At 65.2% G+C, this 15,975-nt stretch carries 13 protein-coding genes and 1 pseudogene; 5 read left to right on the top strand and 9 right to left on the bottom strand.

All coding sequences use genetic code 11. The features are described from left to right. Positions 1–97: 97 nt before the first annotated feature. Genes JYG36_RS12075 through JYG36_RS12085 form a run of 3 tightly spaced genes read left to right on the top strand, consistent with a single transcriptional unit; the run spans position 98 to position 3,236 of the window. Entirely contained in the window at positions 98–1,936 is a 1,839-nt protein-coding gene (locus tag JYG36_RS12075; protein ID WP_213604408.1) for an amidohydrolase, read from the top strand. Between the two features lie 48 nt (positions 1,937–1,984). Beyond that, positions 1,985–2,491: a GNAT family N-acetyltransferase gene (locus JYG36_RS12080; RefSeq protein WP_213604098.1), complete on the top strand. Its 507-nt coding sequence runs from the start codon at positions 1,985–1,987 to the stop codon at positions 2,489–2,491. A 49-nt stretch (positions 2,492–2,540) separates the two neighbouring features. After that, positions 2,541–3,236 (top strand): glutathione S-transferase N-terminal domain-containing protein, encoded by a 696-nt coding sequence (locus tag JYG36_RS12085; protein WP_213604100.1) that lies wholly within the window; start codon positions 2,541–2,543, stop codon positions 3,234–3,236. Between the two features lie 62 nt (positions 3,237–3,298). On the opposite strand, the gene JYG36_RS12090 is transcribed toward JYG36_RS12085, so the two are convergent. Then, on the bottom strand, positions 3,299–4,915 hold the full coding sequence (locus tag JYG36_RS12090) for an inorganic phosphate transporter (protein WP_213604101.1): 1,617 nt from the start codon (positions 4,913–4,915) through the stop codon (positions 3,299–3,301). A gap of 128 nt (positions 4,916–5,043) precedes the next feature. Here JYG36_RS12090 and JYG36_RS12095 point away from each other — a divergent pair, with 128 nt between their 5' ends. Next, a complete protein-coding gene (locus tag JYG36_RS12095) occupies positions 5,044–5,442 on the top strand; it encodes a DUF488 domain-containing protein (protein WP_093381728.1) in 399 nt (132 codons plus the stop codon). An 18-nt stretch (positions 5,443–5,460) separates the two neighbouring features. Further along, the gene (locus tag JYG36_RS12100) at positions 5,461–5,892 is read left to right on the top strand and encodes a GNAT family N-acetyltransferase (RefSeq protein WP_213604103.1); all 432 of its coding nucleotides are present in this window, start codon (positions 5,461–5,463) and stop codon (positions 5,890–5,892) included. A gap of 285 nt (positions 5,893–6,177) precedes the next feature. Here JYG36_RS12100 and JYG36_RS26605 read toward each other — a convergent pair. The 8 genes and pseudogenes from JYG36_RS26605 to JYG36_RS12140 form a co-directional block, all read right to left on the bottom strand. Then, positions 6,178–7,338, bottom strand: a pseudogene (locus JYG36_RS26605) (right-handed parallel beta-helix repeat-containing protein); the annotation flags it as partial. A 17-nt stretch (positions 7,339–7,355) separates the two neighbouring features. Next, positions 7,356–8,471: a polysaccharide lyase gene (locus JYG36_RS12110; RefSeq protein ID WP_213604105.1), complete on the bottom strand. Its 1,116-nt coding sequence runs from the start codon at positions 8,469–8,471 to the stop codon at positions 7,356–7,358. Next, positions 8,462–9,865 (bottom strand): alginate O-acetyltransferase AlgX-related protein, encoded by a 1,404-nt coding sequence (locus JYG36_RS12115; protein ID WP_045194022.1) that lies wholly within the window; start codon positions 9,863–9,865, stop codon positions 8,462–8,464. Before JYG36_RS12115 ends, JYG36_RS12110 begins: the two co-directional genes overlap by 10 nt. A gap of 2 nt (positions 9,866–9,867) precedes the next feature. Further along, the gene (locus JYG36_RS12120) at positions 9,868–10,512 is read right to left on the bottom strand and encodes an alginate O-acetyltransferase AlgF (RefSeq protein ID WP_093381735.1); all 645 of its coding nucleotides are present in this window, start codon (positions 10,510–10,512) and stop codon (positions 9,868–9,870) included. 10 nt (positions 10,513–10,522) lie between these two features. Beyond that, positions 10,523–11,617: an alginate O-acetyltransferase gene (locus tag JYG36_RS12125; protein WP_213604107.1), complete on the bottom strand. Its 1,095-nt coding sequence runs from the start codon at positions 11,615–11,617 to the stop codon at positions 10,523–10,525. 9 nt (positions 11,618–11,626) lie between these two features. Further along, positions 11,627–13,054, bottom strand: coding sequence for an MBOAT family O-acyltransferase (locus JYG36_RS12130; protein ID WP_045194019.1), 1,428 nt, complete (start codon positions 13,052–13,054; stop codon positions 11,627–11,629). Between the two features lie 14 nt (positions 13,055–13,068). Then, positions 13,069–14,520, bottom strand: coding sequence for an alginate export family protein (locus JYG36_RS12135; RefSeq protein ID WP_213604109.1), 1,452 nt, complete (start codon positions 14,518–14,520; stop codon positions 13,069–13,071). Further along, positions 14,517–15,968, bottom strand: coding sequence for an SEL1-like repeat protein (locus JYG36_RS12140; RefSeq protein ID WP_093381743.1), 1,452 nt, complete (start codon positions 15,966–15,968; stop codon positions 14,517–14,519). The genes JYG36_RS12135 and JYG36_RS12140 overlap by 4 nt, the downstream gene beginning before the upstream one ends. Positions 15,969–15,975: the final 7 nt, after the last annotated feature.

A 15,975-nucleotide genomic window follows, 5' to 3' on the forward strand; every position in this document is an offset into this window, starting at 1 on the left:
CTTTATCGCCGCCAGTTCCGTGCTCGGTGCCGCCGGGGCCATGTACTCGACGGCGCCACTGGCCGCCGGAGCCCTCCTGCGCGGGACCGAAACGGCCGTGCCGGCCGAGCTGATCCTGCACAACGGCCGGCTGCACACGGTGGACCGCGAGCGGCCACAAGCCAGCGCCGTGGCCATCCGCGACGGGCGCTTCGTGGCGGTCGGCGATGACGCCCAGGTCATGGCCCTGCGCGGGCCGGCGACCCAGGTCATCGACCTCAGGCAACGCACAGTGATCCCCGGGCTCAATGATTCGCACCTGCACTTGATCCGCGGCGGCCTGAACTACAACCTGGAACTGCGCTGGGAAGGCGTGCCGTCGCTGGCCGACGCCTTGCGCCTGCTCAAGGACCAGGCCCTGCGCACGCCGGCGCCGCAGTGGGTGAGGGTGGTCGGTGGCTGGAACGAGTTCCAGTTCGCCGAGCGCCGTTTGCCGACCCTTGATGAGCTGAACCAGGCCGCGCCCGACACCCCGGTGTTCGTCTTGCACCTTTACGACCGTGCCTTGCTCAACCGCGCCGCCCTGCGCGTGGTCGGCTATGACCGCAATACGCCCAACCCGCCGGGTGGCGAGATTCAGCGCGACGCCAACGGCAACCCTACCGGCATGCTGATCGCCCGGCCCAACGCGATGATCCTTTACTCGACCCTGGCCAAGGGACCGAAGCTGCCACTGGAGTACCAGGTCAACTCGACACGCCAGTTCATGCGCGAACTCAACCGCCTGGGCCTGACCAGCGCCATCGATGCCGGTGGCGGCTATCAGAACTACCCCGACGATTATGCGGTGATCGAGCAACTGGCCAAGGCCAGGCAGTTGACCGTGCGTATCGCCTACAACCTGTTTACCCAGAAGCCCAAGCAAGAGCTGGCCGACTTCAAACACTGGACCCGCAGCGTCAAGTACGGCCAGGGCGACGACTTTTTGCGCCATAACGGCGCCGGCGAGATGCTGGTGTTTTCCGCTGCCGACTTCGAGGACTTCCTCGAACCACGCCCGGACCTGCCCGCCAGCATGGAGGGCGACCTGGAGCCGGTGGTACGCCATCTGGTCGAACAGCGCTGGCCGTTTCGCCTGCACGCCACCTACGACGAATCGATCTCGCGCATGCTCGAGGTGTTCGAGAAGGTCAATCGCGACATTCCCTTCAACGGTTTACCGTGGTTCTTCGATCATGCCGAAACCATCAGCCCGAAGAACATCGAGCGGGTGCGGGCGCTGGGCGGCGGCATCGCCATCCAGGACCGCATGGCCTTCCAGGGTGAGTACTTTGTCGAGCGCTACGGTGCCAAGGCCGCCCAGCACACACCGCCGATCCAGCGCATGCTCGCCGAGGGCATCCCGGTGGGGGCCGGTACCGACGCCACCCGGGTGTCCAGCTACAACCCCTGGACTTCGCTGTACTGGCTGGTCAGCGGCCGTACCGTCGGCGGCCTGGCGCTGTACCCGCAGGGCCTGGACCGCGACACCGCGCTGTCGCTGTTCACCCATGGCAGCGCCTGGTTTTCCAGCGAGCAGGGCAAGAAGGGCCAGATCAAGGTTGGCCAGCTGGCAGACCTGACAGCCTTGAGCGCCGACTACTTCAGCATCGACGCCGAAGCGATCAAACACCTGGAATCGGTGCTGACCCTGGTCGACGGCAAGGTGGTATACGGCGCAGCCGAGTTTGCCCGGCTTGACCCGCCGGCGTTGCCGGTGTTGCCCGACTGGTCGCCGGTGGCCAAGGTGCCTGGGCATTGGCGCCAGGGTGCGCCGCTGAGCGCCCAGGTGCATCAATGCGTCGGGGCCTGTGCGGTGCATGCCCACCAGCACCAGCACGCGCGCCAATCGTCGGTGCCGGTCAGTGATTTCCAGGGCTTTTGGGGTGCTTTTGGTTGTTCCTGTTTTGCCTTCTGAAGGTTCGGGCTACCATGCCGGATCGCCCGTTCGACAGGATGTTGCTGCATGCCATTCACTACCCGCGTTGCCCGGCCCAGTGATGCCGAGGCGCTGAGCATCATCGCTGGCCAGACCTTTGCCCTGGCCAGCCCGCCAGACGCTGCCGCCCCGGCATTGCAGGCGTACATCGACACGCAGTTGCAGCCCGAGCACTTTGTCTTGCACCTGCTCAATCGGCGCAAGCGCCTGCGCGTGCTCGAGCACCTGGGCACGGTGGTGGGCTACAGCCTGCTCGACAGCACACCCGAGGTATTGGGAATTGCTGAAGCGGACGGCTTGCCGGAGCTCAGCCGCTGCTACGTGCTACCCGAGCACCATGGCCACGGCGGCGCCCAGCGGCTGCTCGACGACACCCTGGCGCAGGTGAGCGGCGCCATTCGCCTGACCGTCAACGAACAAAACGCCCGGGCGATCCGCTTCTACCAGCGCAATGGCTTTAACAAGGTCGGCGAGGCCGTGTTCGAATGCGGGCCGGAGCGTCATCGTGACTGGGTGATGGTCGCGCGGCGTTGATAAAACTGGTTAAAGTGTCGTTCACCTCTTATTGCTCAAGGTTCTGTTCATGACTGATCTCAGCGCATTTCCGATCACCCGCAAATGGCCGGCCAAACAGCCCGAGCTGCTGCAGCTGTATTCGCTGCCCACGCCCAACGGCGTCAAGGTGTCGATCATGCTCGAGGAGATCGGCCTGGCCTACGAGGTGCACAAGGTCAGCTTCGAGAGCAATGACCAGCTCACCCCCGAATTCATCTCCCTGAGCGCCAACAACAAGATCCCGGCGATCCTCGACCCCAACGGCCCGGGCGGCCAGCCGCTTGCGCTGTTCGAGTCCGGGGCGATCCTCATCTACCTGGCGGAAAAAACCGGCAAGCTGCTGCCGGCCGACCCGGCCAAGCGCTACCAGACCCTGCAGTGGCTGATGTTCCAGATGGGCGGCATCGGGCCGATGTTCGGCCAGCTAGGGTTCTTCAACAAGTTCGCCGGCAAGGACTATGAAGACAAGCGCCCGCGTGACCGCTACGTGGCCGAGTCGCGGCGTTTGCTCGGGGTGCTCGACAAGCGTCTTGAAGGGCGCGACTGGGTGATGGACGAGTACAGTATTGCCGACATCGCCATTGTGCCCTGGGTGCGCAACCTGATCGGTTTTTATGAGGCGGGCGAGCTGGTGGGCTTTGACGACTTTGCCAACGTCAAGCGCGTGCTCGCGGCGTTTGTCGCGCGGCCGGCGGTGGAGCGGGGGTTGAAGATCCCTGCTTAGCGCCCAATCGCGGGGCAAGCCCGCTCGCACATACCTGTGGGAGCGGGCTTGCCCCGCGATGACTAAAACACCTGCCGAAACACCCAGTACAACCCCCCGGCCAGCACAATCGCCGCGGGCAAGGTCAGCACCCAGGCCATCAGCAGGTTGAACAGGGTGCGCATCTGCAAGCCCGAGCCATTGGCAACCATGCTCCCGGCCACCCCGGACGACAGCACGTGGGTGGTCGACACCGGCAGCCCGTACATGTCCGCCGCGCCAATGGTGCACATCGCCACCAGCTCCGCCGAGGCGCCCTGGGCGTAGGTCAGGTGGGTCTTGCCGATCTTCTCGCCGACGGTCAACACGATGCGCCGCCAGCCGACCATGGTCCCCAGCCCCAGGGCGATGGCCACGGCGATCTTCACCCACAACGGAATGTAGCGGGTGGCGCTGTCGATCTGTTGCTTGAACAGCTGCACCTTGGCCTGGGTATCGGCATCGAACTGCGCCAGTTGGTGCTTGTCGATCAGGCGGATGGCCTCGGAGGTCAGGTACATGTCGTTGCGCACGTTGGCCATGGCCTCAGCGGGCACCCGGTTGAGCGAACCGTAGCCTTTGACTTCGCTGCCGATCATCCCGGCCAGCGCCGCCAGGGCCGGCAGCAGTTCGTCGCTGGCCTGTGGCTGGCGGATGAAGGCGCTGAGGGTCTGTCGTGGGTCCGCCGGCGCTGCTTGCGGGGCGCTGCGCTGCAAAGCCTGCTGGGTGACCTCGGCGACGGCGGCGAACTGCAGCGACTGGTCGGCCGGCATGGTCCGGTTCAGGGCATAGGCCATGGGCAGGGTGCCGACCAGGATCAGCATGATCAGGCCCATGCCTTTTTGCCCGTCGTTGGAGCCATGGGCGAACGACACCCCGGTGCAGGTGAGGATCAGCAGCCCGCGAATCCACCAGGGCGGCGGCGTGTTGCCGACCGGCGCCTGGTACAGCTCGCGGCGCTTGACCAGCATGCGCAGGGCCAGCAGCAATAGCGCCGCGCAGGTAAAGCCCACCAGCGGCGAGAGCAGCAGCGAATAGCCGACCTTGCTGGCCTGGGCCCAGTCCACGCCGCTGGTGCCGTCGCGCCCGTGCATCAGTGCGTTGGCGATACCAACGCCGATGATCGAGCCGATCAAGGTATGCGAGGACGAAGCCGGCAGGCCCAGCCACCAGGTGCCCAGGTTCCAGATGATCGCCGACAGCAGCAGGGCGAACACCATCGAGAAGCCGGCCGAAGAGCCAACCTGCAAAATCAGCTCCACCGGCAGCAAGGCGATGATGCCGAAGGCCACCGCGCCGCTGGACAGCAGCACGCCAAGAAAATTGAAACAGCCAGACCACACCACGGCCACCGACGGCGGCAACGAATGGGTGTAGATCACCGTGGCGACGGCGTTGGCGGTGTCGTGAAAACCGTTGACGAACTCGAAGCCCAGGGCAATCAGCAACGCCAGGCCGAGCAGCAGGAAGGGGGTCCAGGTGGTGACGACGGTGCCGGTGGCGTCGATGTCGCGCAACACGCTCCAGGCGGTATATACAAGGCCGGCCACCAGCAGGCCGAAAAACAGGGTCAGGGTGGTACGGCCGGGTTTGTGATCCAGACGTGGGCGTGGATCGTGGTTGGCCAGCGATGGGCTGCCAGCCAGGGTCGGGGTGGTCATGATGACGGGTCCGGGTTACCAGAAAGGGTCTAGCCTTGCCCGGCCATGATAAAAACAATCGGTGACAGCACCGTGACCTCGGTCAAGGAAAGTCCTAGGATCAAGGGACCTGCCGATGGAGGATAACGATGATCCGCTGCAAACGCGTTTATGACCCGCAGGACGCTGCCGATGGCCAGCGGGTGCTGGTCGACCGCCTGTGGCCGCGCAACACGCGCAAGGACCAGCTGCAGGCCCTGTGGCTGCCGCAGGTGGCGCCGTCAACGGCGTTGCGCCAGGCGTTTCATCAGGGTGAAGTGGACTTTGCCGGCTTTGCCCAGCGTTACCGCCAGGAGCTGGCGGCGCAGCCGGCACACTGGTGGAAACTGCTGGGCATGGCCGGGCAGGGCGATCTGACCTTGCTGTATGCCGGCAAGGACACCGGGCACAACAATGCCACGGTGCTGGCGCAATGGCTTGAGGATGAGCTGGAGCGCCAGGGGCCGGGGAGTTCGCCGGTGTGTTATGCCGACGAGTTCAAACCTTGACCCGCGAAGAGAACCACTATGACTGTGCAACTGACCCCCGCCACCGACCAGCACCGCACCTTCGCCCGCGACCTCACCCGGCGGGCCATGCTGCCCTATTACTGCGAGTTCGACCTGCTCTGGCAGGAAGAAGCCTTCGACCAGGCCTGGGGGTGGCGCGAGCAATGGCTGATCAGCGACGCCGAACAGCCGCTGGGTTACTTCAGCCTCAGCCAGGACCGCCAGGCCCTGTTCATCCGTGAACTGCACCTGCTCGAAGGTTTTCGCGGCCGCGGCATCGGCAGTTGGGTATTAACGCAACTGGCCGACTGGACCGGCCAACGGCACTTGCCGCTGCTGCGCCTGATGGTGTTCAGGAGCAACCCGGCACGCTTGCTGTACCTGCGCGAGGGCTTTGTCTGCGTCGGCGAAGACGAGTGCTTTTTGCGCATGCAGCGGGCGATCACTTAGCTCGACCCGTACTATGCAGCCCTGGCGTTGGGTCGCCTCGAGCAGCAGGCCCTGCACCGGCAACAGGTCGCCAATCAGCAGGTTCTGCAAAATCGGCTTGCCCTCGAAGGTGTTCGGCCCCAGCACCACCTGCTGCACACCCTCGACCCGCACCACCGCCTTGCCGACCTTGCCCAGGGTGTTGCCGCTCAAGGTCAGGGGGCCGGCCAGCGGCGTGGCATTGCGCAGGCTGACGGCGTATTCCGGGCTGTTGCCGATGCGGTTGCCGATCAGGCTGACGGCGCCGACCTCGCTGGCATCCACGGCGCTGCCCTGGCTGTTGCCGATCAGGTTGTCGCTGATCAGCAGCGGTGCGGCTGCGCTCGGCGTCAGGTTGCGCAGCTGGATGCCGTTGCCCCGGCTATCGCCAATCAAGTTGCCGCTCAGTAGCAGGGCACCCTGTTGCTCGCTGACTTCGATGGCCGCCTTGTGCGCGCCAAGGATCAGGTTGTGCTCGATACGTGCGCGGGTCTGGCCACGCAGGCGGATGCCGCTGTTGTTGTCGATGCCGCGTAGCTGGTTATTGCGTACCACGACCTGGCTGTCGCGCACGTCGATGGCGTACTGCTGGGACTGGCCGAACTGGCTGTTGTCGATCTGCGCCTGGCTGTGTTGCAGCTCTACCGCGCTGGACAGTTCATTGAACTGGCTGTCGCGGATGATCAGCGTGGCCGGGCGGGTAGAGGCTGCCTGCTGGCTGCTCAGGGCGGTGCTCAGGCCGCGCGAGAGGTTGGCGTTGTAGCCCAGGCGGTTGAGGGTCGAGCCGATCACCTGGGTGTGGCTACCGGCCCAGGCCACCACGAACGGCCGCCAGGCGCGCTCGGTGCTGCCGGGCTTGTCGCCGGCGACGCTCTCCAGGCGCGATTGGTTCAGGCCCAGCCAGCCCTGGTTGATCAGCGCCGTGCCGGAGTAGCTGTACAGGTACAGGCTGGTGCCTTCGAGCAACAGGCCGCCGTCGCTGGCGATCACCAGCGGGTAGCTGAGCAGGTAGCCGTCCTTGTAGCGCTTGATGATCTTCGGGTCGTTGAGGGCATCGTGCAGTTGCGCCAGGCTGATGCTGCCGCCGCGCACCATTACCGCTTGCGGGTGATGCGCCTGGTAGCCGGCGATGGCGCGGAACAGGCCGTTGTTGACGAACGGCTCGAACGGCCAGCTGCCGGCCTGTGACGAGAACATCGGTTGCAGGCTGACACTGGCGCGGCCGGCCGGGCGCGGACGTTCGCTGACCTGCAGTTGCACAGCCTGGCTGACCTGTTGCTGCAACTGCTGCAGGTCGCGCTGGTGTTCGACGCTGTCTACCGGGCTCAGTGTTTGCTGCAGCGGCAAGCTCTGGCTGGCAGCCTGGGTCAGGGCGCTGAACAGCAGCGCCAGGCAGGAAAGGGTAAGCGGGCGGGCAAGCATGGCCATGACGGTTCGTCCTTGGGTTACGGCAGTGTGGGATAGAACGGCTTGAGCGGGCCGCCGATCTGGCTGTAGTTGTCGACCTCGCCATCCTCGCTGTCATACAGCTGGCGGGCCAGGCGGTTACCCGGGGCGCGCTGCAGGAAGGGGATCAGCCAGGCCAGTTTGTACGGGGCGACGTCGCTCTGCGATTTGCCCTTGAGCTCGGGCAGGCCGTCGGGGTCGAGGATGCTGCGGGCGGCGAAGTTGGCCAGCAGCTCCAGGGTCTGCTGATCGTCGCTGCTCCACGGCAGGTCGTTGGCCCGCGCCGACTCGGCCAGCAACACCAGCGGCACCAGGGCGTACTGGCTGTAGGTGGCGGCCAGTTTGCTGCGCGCCACTTCCAGCGGCAGGTAGGCGTAGCTGCCGTCAGCGGACTTCACCGCCTGCTGCAGGCCGCGGCGCAGGTTGCCGTCGGCCCACTGGATGAAGTCGTCGCGCTGCACCAGCATGCCGGTCGCCGCCACCGCCCAGGCCGCCCAGTAGTCGTGGTTGTTGAACCAGGTAAAGCCCGGGGTGCGGCGCGGCTGGTACTCGGCGATGATGCGCTCGCCCAACTGGTTGAACCAGGCCTGCTGCGCCGGTGACAGTTGCAGCTTGGCGTCACTGGCGGCCTGGGTCATCAGCAGGGTCGAGGCCATGGCCGCCACCGCCCATTTGCGCGCGGCCATGCCGGTGCTGCTGGCGTCGGGGTTGAGCAGCGCACCGGCCTCGGCCCAGCGTTCCAGCCACTGGTCCTGGCAAGCCAGGGCCATGTTCGCCTCCTGCGGATTCTTCGCCCGCTGGAAGCGCTTGCTGGCGTAGATCAGGCCGCCGATGAACTGTTTGACCTGCTTGCCGATCTGTTCGCTGTTGGCGTCCGGGCTGCTGCGCAGGGTCGACTTGCTGGCGTCGCGCTGGTCGTACTTGCTCTGTAGCTGCAGGCTGCCGGTGTAGGGCGGCGGTGCTTGTTTGCTGCAGCTTAAGGTGCGGTAGTCGGCGATCATCGCCGATTGCGCGGTGGCCCGCGGTGGCCAGATCGAGCTGGCCGCCAGGCTGTCGGCCAACTGCAGGCTGGCGCACAGGCCCAGGCCCAGCGCGGTCCAGGTCTTTACAGGCATACGCGGGTTTCCACTTGGGTGGCGGCGGTGCCGGGCTTGGTCGGCTCCATGAACACCGACAGCAGGTTGGCCCCGGCAAATTCCTTGGCCCGGCTCAGCTCAAGGTAGTACTGGCCGCCGCTAACCACCGCCTCGCGGCGAAACCAGACCTTGTCGCGGGCGCCGTTGTCGTAATAGACGATCACGTAGAAATCCTTGACGTTCTTGTCGCTGATGCGGATATCGAGAAAGCCCTGGCCGTTACCGAGGTGCTTGCGGTTTTCGCCTGCGTTGCTGAGCAGTTCGATGCGCTCGTTGACCCGCAGCGGCGGGCGCTCTACCCGGTTGGCCAGGACTTCGGTCGACACCGGGCAACCGCCTTTGATCGCCGGGATCAGCTGGCGGTACATCTGCTCGGATTCCAGCTGGTAGTTGGCCGGCAGTTCCCAGATGATCAGCTTCGGCGGTGCCTTGGGCTTGTAGTTCTCTGACAGCAGGTATTCGAGCAGCGAGCCGTCCTGGCCGACGCCGGGCAGGGCGTAGTTGAGGATGTCGACCTCAAGGTACTGCTTGAGGTAGCCGTCGAAGTTGAACTGCTTGCTCTCGTCTTCACGGGCGGCGGCGTTACTGTCGCCAACCAGGATCACCTCTGGGTCCGGCGCGTCGTCGAACAGCGCATCGGCACCAGCGGCCTCGGGGATGGTCTGGTAGCCGCGCACGTACTGGAAACCGTAGTTGTTGCCGCAGATATAGCTCAGCGCCAGGTTCAGGGTGCCGTCCTTGGGCACCATGACCCCGGGTTCGGTGCGGTAGCTTTTTTTGCTCAGGTCGGCGTAGAACGGCTGGCGACGGATTTCTTCGGCAACCAGCCGCGCCGTAGCTTGGGCACCGGCCGGGGTCCAGTGGTGGTCACGGCGAAAGAAGAACTCGCCCTTGGGCGGGGTGTGCACCAGTTGCATCAACGGCGGCACCACCGCGCCACCGGCGCGCAATTGCTGCAGGTAATTTTCCAGGTTGCCGCTGGCGCGGGCAAAGTCGAAGCCATGCAGCTTGTCGGCGTAAAGCTTGTCGCGGTGCATCAGGCCACGGGTCGGTTGCACCGCCATGGCCACATGGATGCCCTGTTGGCGAAAGGCGGCCATCAAGCGCGCAAACTCCGGGCGCATGGGCGCCGGGATGCCGAAGTCGTTGGTCAGGTCGACCGCCGAGCGGAACAGCCAGCGGTCCTTGGCCGGAACGATTTCGCGCATCAGCTTCATGCGCCCTTCGGCGTAATTCTGCGGGTTGCTCAGTCCCGGGCAGACCATGCACTCAAGGCTCGTGCAACTGGCCTTGGCGGGCTCTGCGGCCACGCTCGGGGCGCTCAGCAGAGGGCCCAGCAGCGCCGCCAGGCCAAGGGGAAGAATGCGCTTCATGATCACTCGCTCGGGTCGATGCTGTTGGCCAGGCTCATGCTCTGGTAGCCGGCGCCCTTGGGCAGCAGCACATAGCTGTAGGAGCGGCCCTTTTTCAGGAACAGTTCGTCGAACTGGGCAACGTTCTGCTCATCGACGTAGGCGGCAAAGCCGATCTTGATCTCGTTGACCATGCGGCTGCCGGTCTGGTCCTTGCCCAGCGGGTCGACGATCACGTGCTTGCCATCGACGGTTTTCAGCGCTGCCTGGGCCGGGGTCAGGTTGTAGAAGGCGACCTGGGCCTTCTTCGGCTCGTTGACGTACTTGTCGGCGATCAGGGTCAGCTTGCTGCCATCAAAGACTACAGTGCTGGCGGCGTTGGCCTTGAGCTGCGGCTCGATGGCGGTGCCGCCGACGGCGATCTTGTGCGCGCCGGCCGGGGTGAAGCGGTAACCGCTGAGCTGGCCGGCGGCGACCCGTTGCGCGGTAATCTTGCCGCTCAGGGTCACATCGATGTTGCCGCCGGACAGGTTGAGCACGCGCACGAAGGCCGAGTCGGCCGGGGCCACGGCGTCATAGAGGTCGGCGTTGCCTTCGGCGGCATGAACGGCGGCGCTGCCCAGCAGCAGGGCGGAAGTGGCGAGCAGGCGTTGCAGTGCAGTGTTCATCAGTCTCTCCTTAGAAATGTTGGGTCTGGCCGGGGCGGCTCAGCGAGCCGAGGCGGTGGGCGAGCAGGGTGCGCAGGGGGAATTCCCAGACCACGGTGTCGATCTCGGGGTTGCTCAGCTGGTCGCTGGCAAGGAACTGGCTCATGGCCTCGAACGGCCCGCGGGCTTCCACCGACACGCTCAGCAGGTCGCGGTTGAGCGCCTCCTTGAGAAAGCCGACGAAGTTCCAGTCATCGATCTTGCTGTAGCTGGTACCCACCAGCATCAGGCTCTGGTTTTCGCTGGCGAACAGGTCGCTGGCGCTTTGCTCGGCCTTGAGGGTTTCGTACAGGGCGATCTGGTTGGGGCCGAACTGCGGCGCCAGTTGCGCGTGGTTGAACTGGATGTAGTTCATCAGGTCGCCCTTGACCGTCTTGTCGGCGACTTTGTGCGACAGGTAACGCTGGTCACCGAGCAGTTCCGGGTGCTGGCGGGCCAGCTCGTAGGCACTCAGGCGCGCGCCTTGCGGGCTCCAGTGGGTGTCGGACTTGAGGAACAGCTCGGGGCCGGCAAGGTTGGCCAGAAATGCCGAGCGCAACGGCGTGACGGCAATCTCCTGCGCCTGCAGGCGCTCGACGAAACGGTCGTAGAGGCTGATCGCCCGTGGGTCGACGGCGCGTTGGGTGTGCGCGGCATAGACATCGACTTTCATCGGCAGCGGCAGCACGATCAGGCGCTTGTTGTGGGCCTTGAGCTGCTGCTCGACCTCGGCGATCCGCTTGAGCTGGCCGTCGAGGTTGGCCTCAAGGTTGTTCGGCACGCGGTATTCCTGGTTGGTGTAGAGCCAGCCGTCCTTGCCCAGCACCACGCCCTTGGTGCCTTCGTCGAACAGCCGGTACTGGGCGTTGGCCCACAGCTCGACCGACGGCTCACGGAGGAAGAAGCGCTTGTCGTAGACCTGCTCGAATTTGCGCAGCAGCTTGCCGTCGACGAACAGGTTCCAGGCGTCGGTCTGGTTGCGGGCAAAACTGAACACCGGGGGCAGCGAGTAGACGAACATGCCCGCCAGCAGGACGCCGAAGGCAATGCCGTTGACCTTGCTGGCCGAATTCATGACCGGGTACATGGCGGTCTCCTAGAACTGAAAGTACAGAAAGGGCGAGAACGAATGCGCCGCCAGGCTGCTCAGCGCCAGGGCAAAGCCGGCCCACAGCAGCAGGGCCTTGAGGCCGCCGACATGGCGCATGAAGTACTGCTCCTTGTTGCCGGCGTAGAAGCGCACGTTGTTGCTGCCGGCCAGCACCAGCCAGCACAGGGCGATGGCGGCGAACGACATGGCCATCTTCGAGGCGCCAAGCACGTACAGGTCCAGCGAACCGAGGCCGTTGAGGCCGAACAGCGCCTGGTAGATGTCGATGCTGTGGCGCAGGTCGTTGGTGAAGAACAGCGGCATGCTCAGGATGATCAGCACGAAGGTGCGCAGGTTGCGGCCCAGGTGGTAGGGCGTGGTGATCTTGGTCGCCAGGTTGAATTTGCGCTCGATGACCATGCCCAAGCCGAAGAACAGCCCCCAGCAGATAAAGGCAAAACTGGCGCCGTGCCACAGCCCTGACAGCAGCATGGTGTAGACCAGCGCCGGCAGCGCCCCGGCGATGCGCTTGCGCACCAGCGGCATGTACACGTAGTCGCGCAGAAAGTGCGCCAGGGTCATGTGCCAGCGCGCCCAGAACTCGGTGATGCTCTGCGACACATACGGCTGGTTGAAGTTTTCCGGAAAACGGAAACCCATCATCAAGGCCAGGCCCAGGGCCATGTGGCTGTAGCCGGCGAAGTCGAAGTACAGCTGCAGGGTCGAGACCACCAGGCCGAACCAGGCATCGCTCAATTGCAGGGTGCCTTCGCTGATGAACAGCACGTTGATCGGCGCCAGCTGGTCGGCGATCAGCACCTTCATGATGAAGCCGAGCATGAACCGGCACACGCCCAGCGAGAACAGCTCCAGCGAATGGGTGCGCTGGCGCAGCTGCGGTGCCAGCTGGCTATAGCGCAGGATCGGGCCGGCCACCAGGTGCGGGAACAGCGCGACGAAGGCGGCGAAGTCGATGAAGTTGTTGGTCGGCGTGGCGTCCTTGCGGTAGATGTCGACGATGTAGCTCAGGGCATGGAACACATAGAAGGAGATACCCAGCGGCAGGAAGATCGTCTCCAGGGTGAAGGTGTTGATGCCCAGCGGCGCGAGCAGGGCGGCCAGCACCTCGGCGCCGAAGTTGGCGTACTTGAAGTAGCCCAGGGTCGACAGGTTGCCGATGATGCCGATCCACAGCAGGCGGAACGCCCAGCGCTTGTCGCCGGCATCCAGGCGCGCCTTGATGCGCAGGCCGAACCAGTAGTTCCAGTAGGTGATGGCGACGAACAGCAGCAAAAAGTCCGGCCGCCACCAGGCATAGAAGATGTAGCTGGCGGCGACGATCACCGTCGAGCGCCACGGCGCCCGGGCGAGGAAGTACACGGCCAGGAACAACGGCAGGTAGAGGAACAGGAAGACGTTGGAGGCGAAGATCATCTCGGGTTCCGTCCTTAGTAGCTGACCACGACGCCGAAGGTCAGCTGGTAGTCATCACCACTGTCCAGGGCGTTGCCGGCGTTGAGGTAGCTGGCGCTGACCAGGGCGTTGACGTCCAGGTGCTTGCCGTCGATGGCCACCGGAAACATCTTCCAGTAGTAGTTGAGGTCGAGCATCTGCCCGACGTCCTTGCCGCCGCCGTGGTTGCCCTGGGCAATGGCGCGGTTGCGCTCGCTGCGCTGGTCGCCTTCAAGGCGAATCGGCAGGGTGCCGTTGGCATCGCGCAGCTTCAGTTCGGTGAGGCGAAAATCCAGGGCGCTGCGCGGTGTTGGGTTGGTTTCCAGGGCGATGCCGTAGTAGCTCAGATTGCGCAGGTCGAGGCTGACGAAAGAGCTGGCCAGGCGCGTGCTGTAGCTGCCCTGGCGGGTGATGCGGTCGGACTGGATGGCATTCAGGCGAAAGCCGTCGTTGTCGTTGCTCGGCTTGTCGGTCCGGCCGCCGCGCAGGGCCACCCGTGGTGTCCATGGCAGGTCGTGGAAGCGCTTGCCGATTTCGCCCAGGGCCGCCCAGCCGCTGGCGTTGTGGCCGCTGCTGGTGAGGCCGTTGACATCGGTGTTGTCGACCTTGCCGTCCAGGCCCGCGAGTTCCAGGTGGTAGTCGCTGAACAGCGGCGTCAGGTCAAGATCGTCAGCCTTGAAGAACAGCCCGTAGCGCATGCCCTTGAAGTCGTAGCGGTCTTCGGCGTCGTGGCCGCTGTGGTCATTCTCGTGCATCAGGCGCACGCCGGCCCAGTTGTGCTCGCTCCAGCGGTAGGCGTACTCGCCCATCAGGTAGGTGGTGCGCTCCTCGCTGTCGGCCAGGCGATTGACGTCGCTGTTGTAGTTGTAGAACTTCTGCGCCACGGCGACAAAGCCACGGGAGAAGGTGTCGTTGTAGTTGAAACGCAGCGACTCGATGCTGTCGTCCCACCAGATGCCGTAATCGTCGAAATAGCGCTGGCGCCCGGCCGACAGCGAAAAGCGCGGGTCGTCGCCGAGCAGGTTGCGTTTCACATACAGCTCGCGCAGTTCGGCGTACCAGCCTTCGGGCTGTTCGCGGTCGAGGTTGTTGGCGTTTTCGTTCTGCACGCTGGCCGACTCGCTGGAGTCGTAGTTAAGCCACAGGCGGCCATAGACCATCCACTTGGCCCAGCGTTTTTCCGGCGAGTACCAGGCGAACGACGGCTCGTAGCGCAGGCTGTAGAACATCTCGCGGCTGCGGCCGACTTCGGCGTTCTCCGGGCCGTAGCCGGTTTGCACGGTGAGCTTGTTGAAAAACTCCGAGGTGATCACCGGCTCGCTGCCATTGGCGACCCGCACCGGCTCGCTGCTGTCGGCCTCGGGGCCGGTGACTTCTTCCAGGGCGTGCGCCGGGTACAGCGGTGCCAGGGCCAGCAGGGCGCCGAACAGGGTGTGGTGGGCTTTCACAGGGTTGCCTCCTTCAACAGATCGTTGCGTGCCGCCAGGGCGCGCGCGATGTCATCCTTTTTCAGGGTCTTTTCCAGGCGCGTGACCAGGCTGCGGGCACCGTTCTCGCCCAGCGCCACGGCCACCTGGGCGTAGGTGTAGGCCTTGACCGGGTCATGGCAGATGGCACGGCCGTAAGCGTGCAGGGTGGCCATGCGGTACCAGGCGGCGGTGGAGCCGGCCCGGGCCTGGGCCTGGAAAATCTGCAGGGCCTTGTCCTGGTCGGGCTGGTCGGCCACGCCCTTGCTGTAGTACTCGGCCAGCAGCAGCTCGGCGTCGGGGTAGCGGCTGGCAACCAGCTCGTCGATCAGCGCGCGGGCCTTGTCCGGGTCCAGGGTCAGCCAGTTGTTGACCATGTAGAACGAGGCCTGCAGCGCCTTGGCCCGGGTCGCTTCGCGGGTCCGCACCTGGTCGATCAGCGCCTGGGTCTCTTCGGCGTTGTGCTCGGTGGGGTTGGAAATCATAAAGTTGGCCTTGGACACCATCGCCGGCACGAAGCCGCGCTCGACGGCGTTGTCACGCCAGCGATGGGCTTCGCCGCGGGCGAGGTCCAGGGCATCGCTGCGCTGTTTCTCCAGGGCCAGTTGCGCGGCGTCCGGCTGCACCCGCGCCGGGCCCATGGCACTGGCCTGGCGCTGGTAGCGGTCGGCTTCCTGCTCGGCGCGCTGCACGCTGTTGATGCTGTCGAGCAGCGAGCCGATGCGGTGCACGATTTCAACCGCCAGGGTCGGGCGCAGCGCTTCGAGGCTGCGGGCAAAGGCCGGGAAGGTGCGGTCCTGGTCGTCGCCGAGAAAGCGGTAGTAGCGGTCGATCGCCCGCACGTCGACGCGCACTGCCTGCTGGTACCAGCGCTCGGCGCCGGCGCGGTCGCCCTGGCGCTCGGCCAGCACCGCCTGGTACAGCTCGGGACGGCAGTTGAGCAGGCACGACTGTTGGTACAGCGCCAGCAACTGCGCCGCCTGTTCGCTGGAGACCAGCTGCGGGTACACCAAGAACACCTCCAGGGTGGTACTGGCATTGCGCGGGTCGAGGGTCGCCGGGTAACGCGTCAGGGCCTGGGCCATCCACTGCTGTTGGCCCTTTTGCAGGCTCGGGGTGCGGTCCAGCAGGCGCGCCAGCGAGGCCAGCGCCGGCACCTGGCCGCGGCCGTCGGCAAACGCCTCCTTGTACAGGGCGATGACGTCTGCGCGGCTGGCGCCATCGCTGTTGGCCAGCACATCACCGAGCAACAGCTTGGACGCCAGGTCACCGCGCTCGGCCAGGATGCGCAGGTCGGCACTGACATTGGCGCTCGGGTCCTTGTACAGCGCGTAGCGGATCTGCTCCAGGCTTTGCCCGGCCAGGGCATTGCCGGCACAGGCCAGGCCAAAGCCTGCCAGCAGCAGGCGGGAGGGCGTCTTCGCATTCATTGCCTAT

This window comes from Pseudomonas sp. SORT22, assembly GCF_018417635.1.
Classification (GTDB): domain Bacteria; phylum Pseudomonadota; class Gammaproteobacteria; order Pseudomonadales; family Pseudomonadaceae; genus Aquipseudomonas.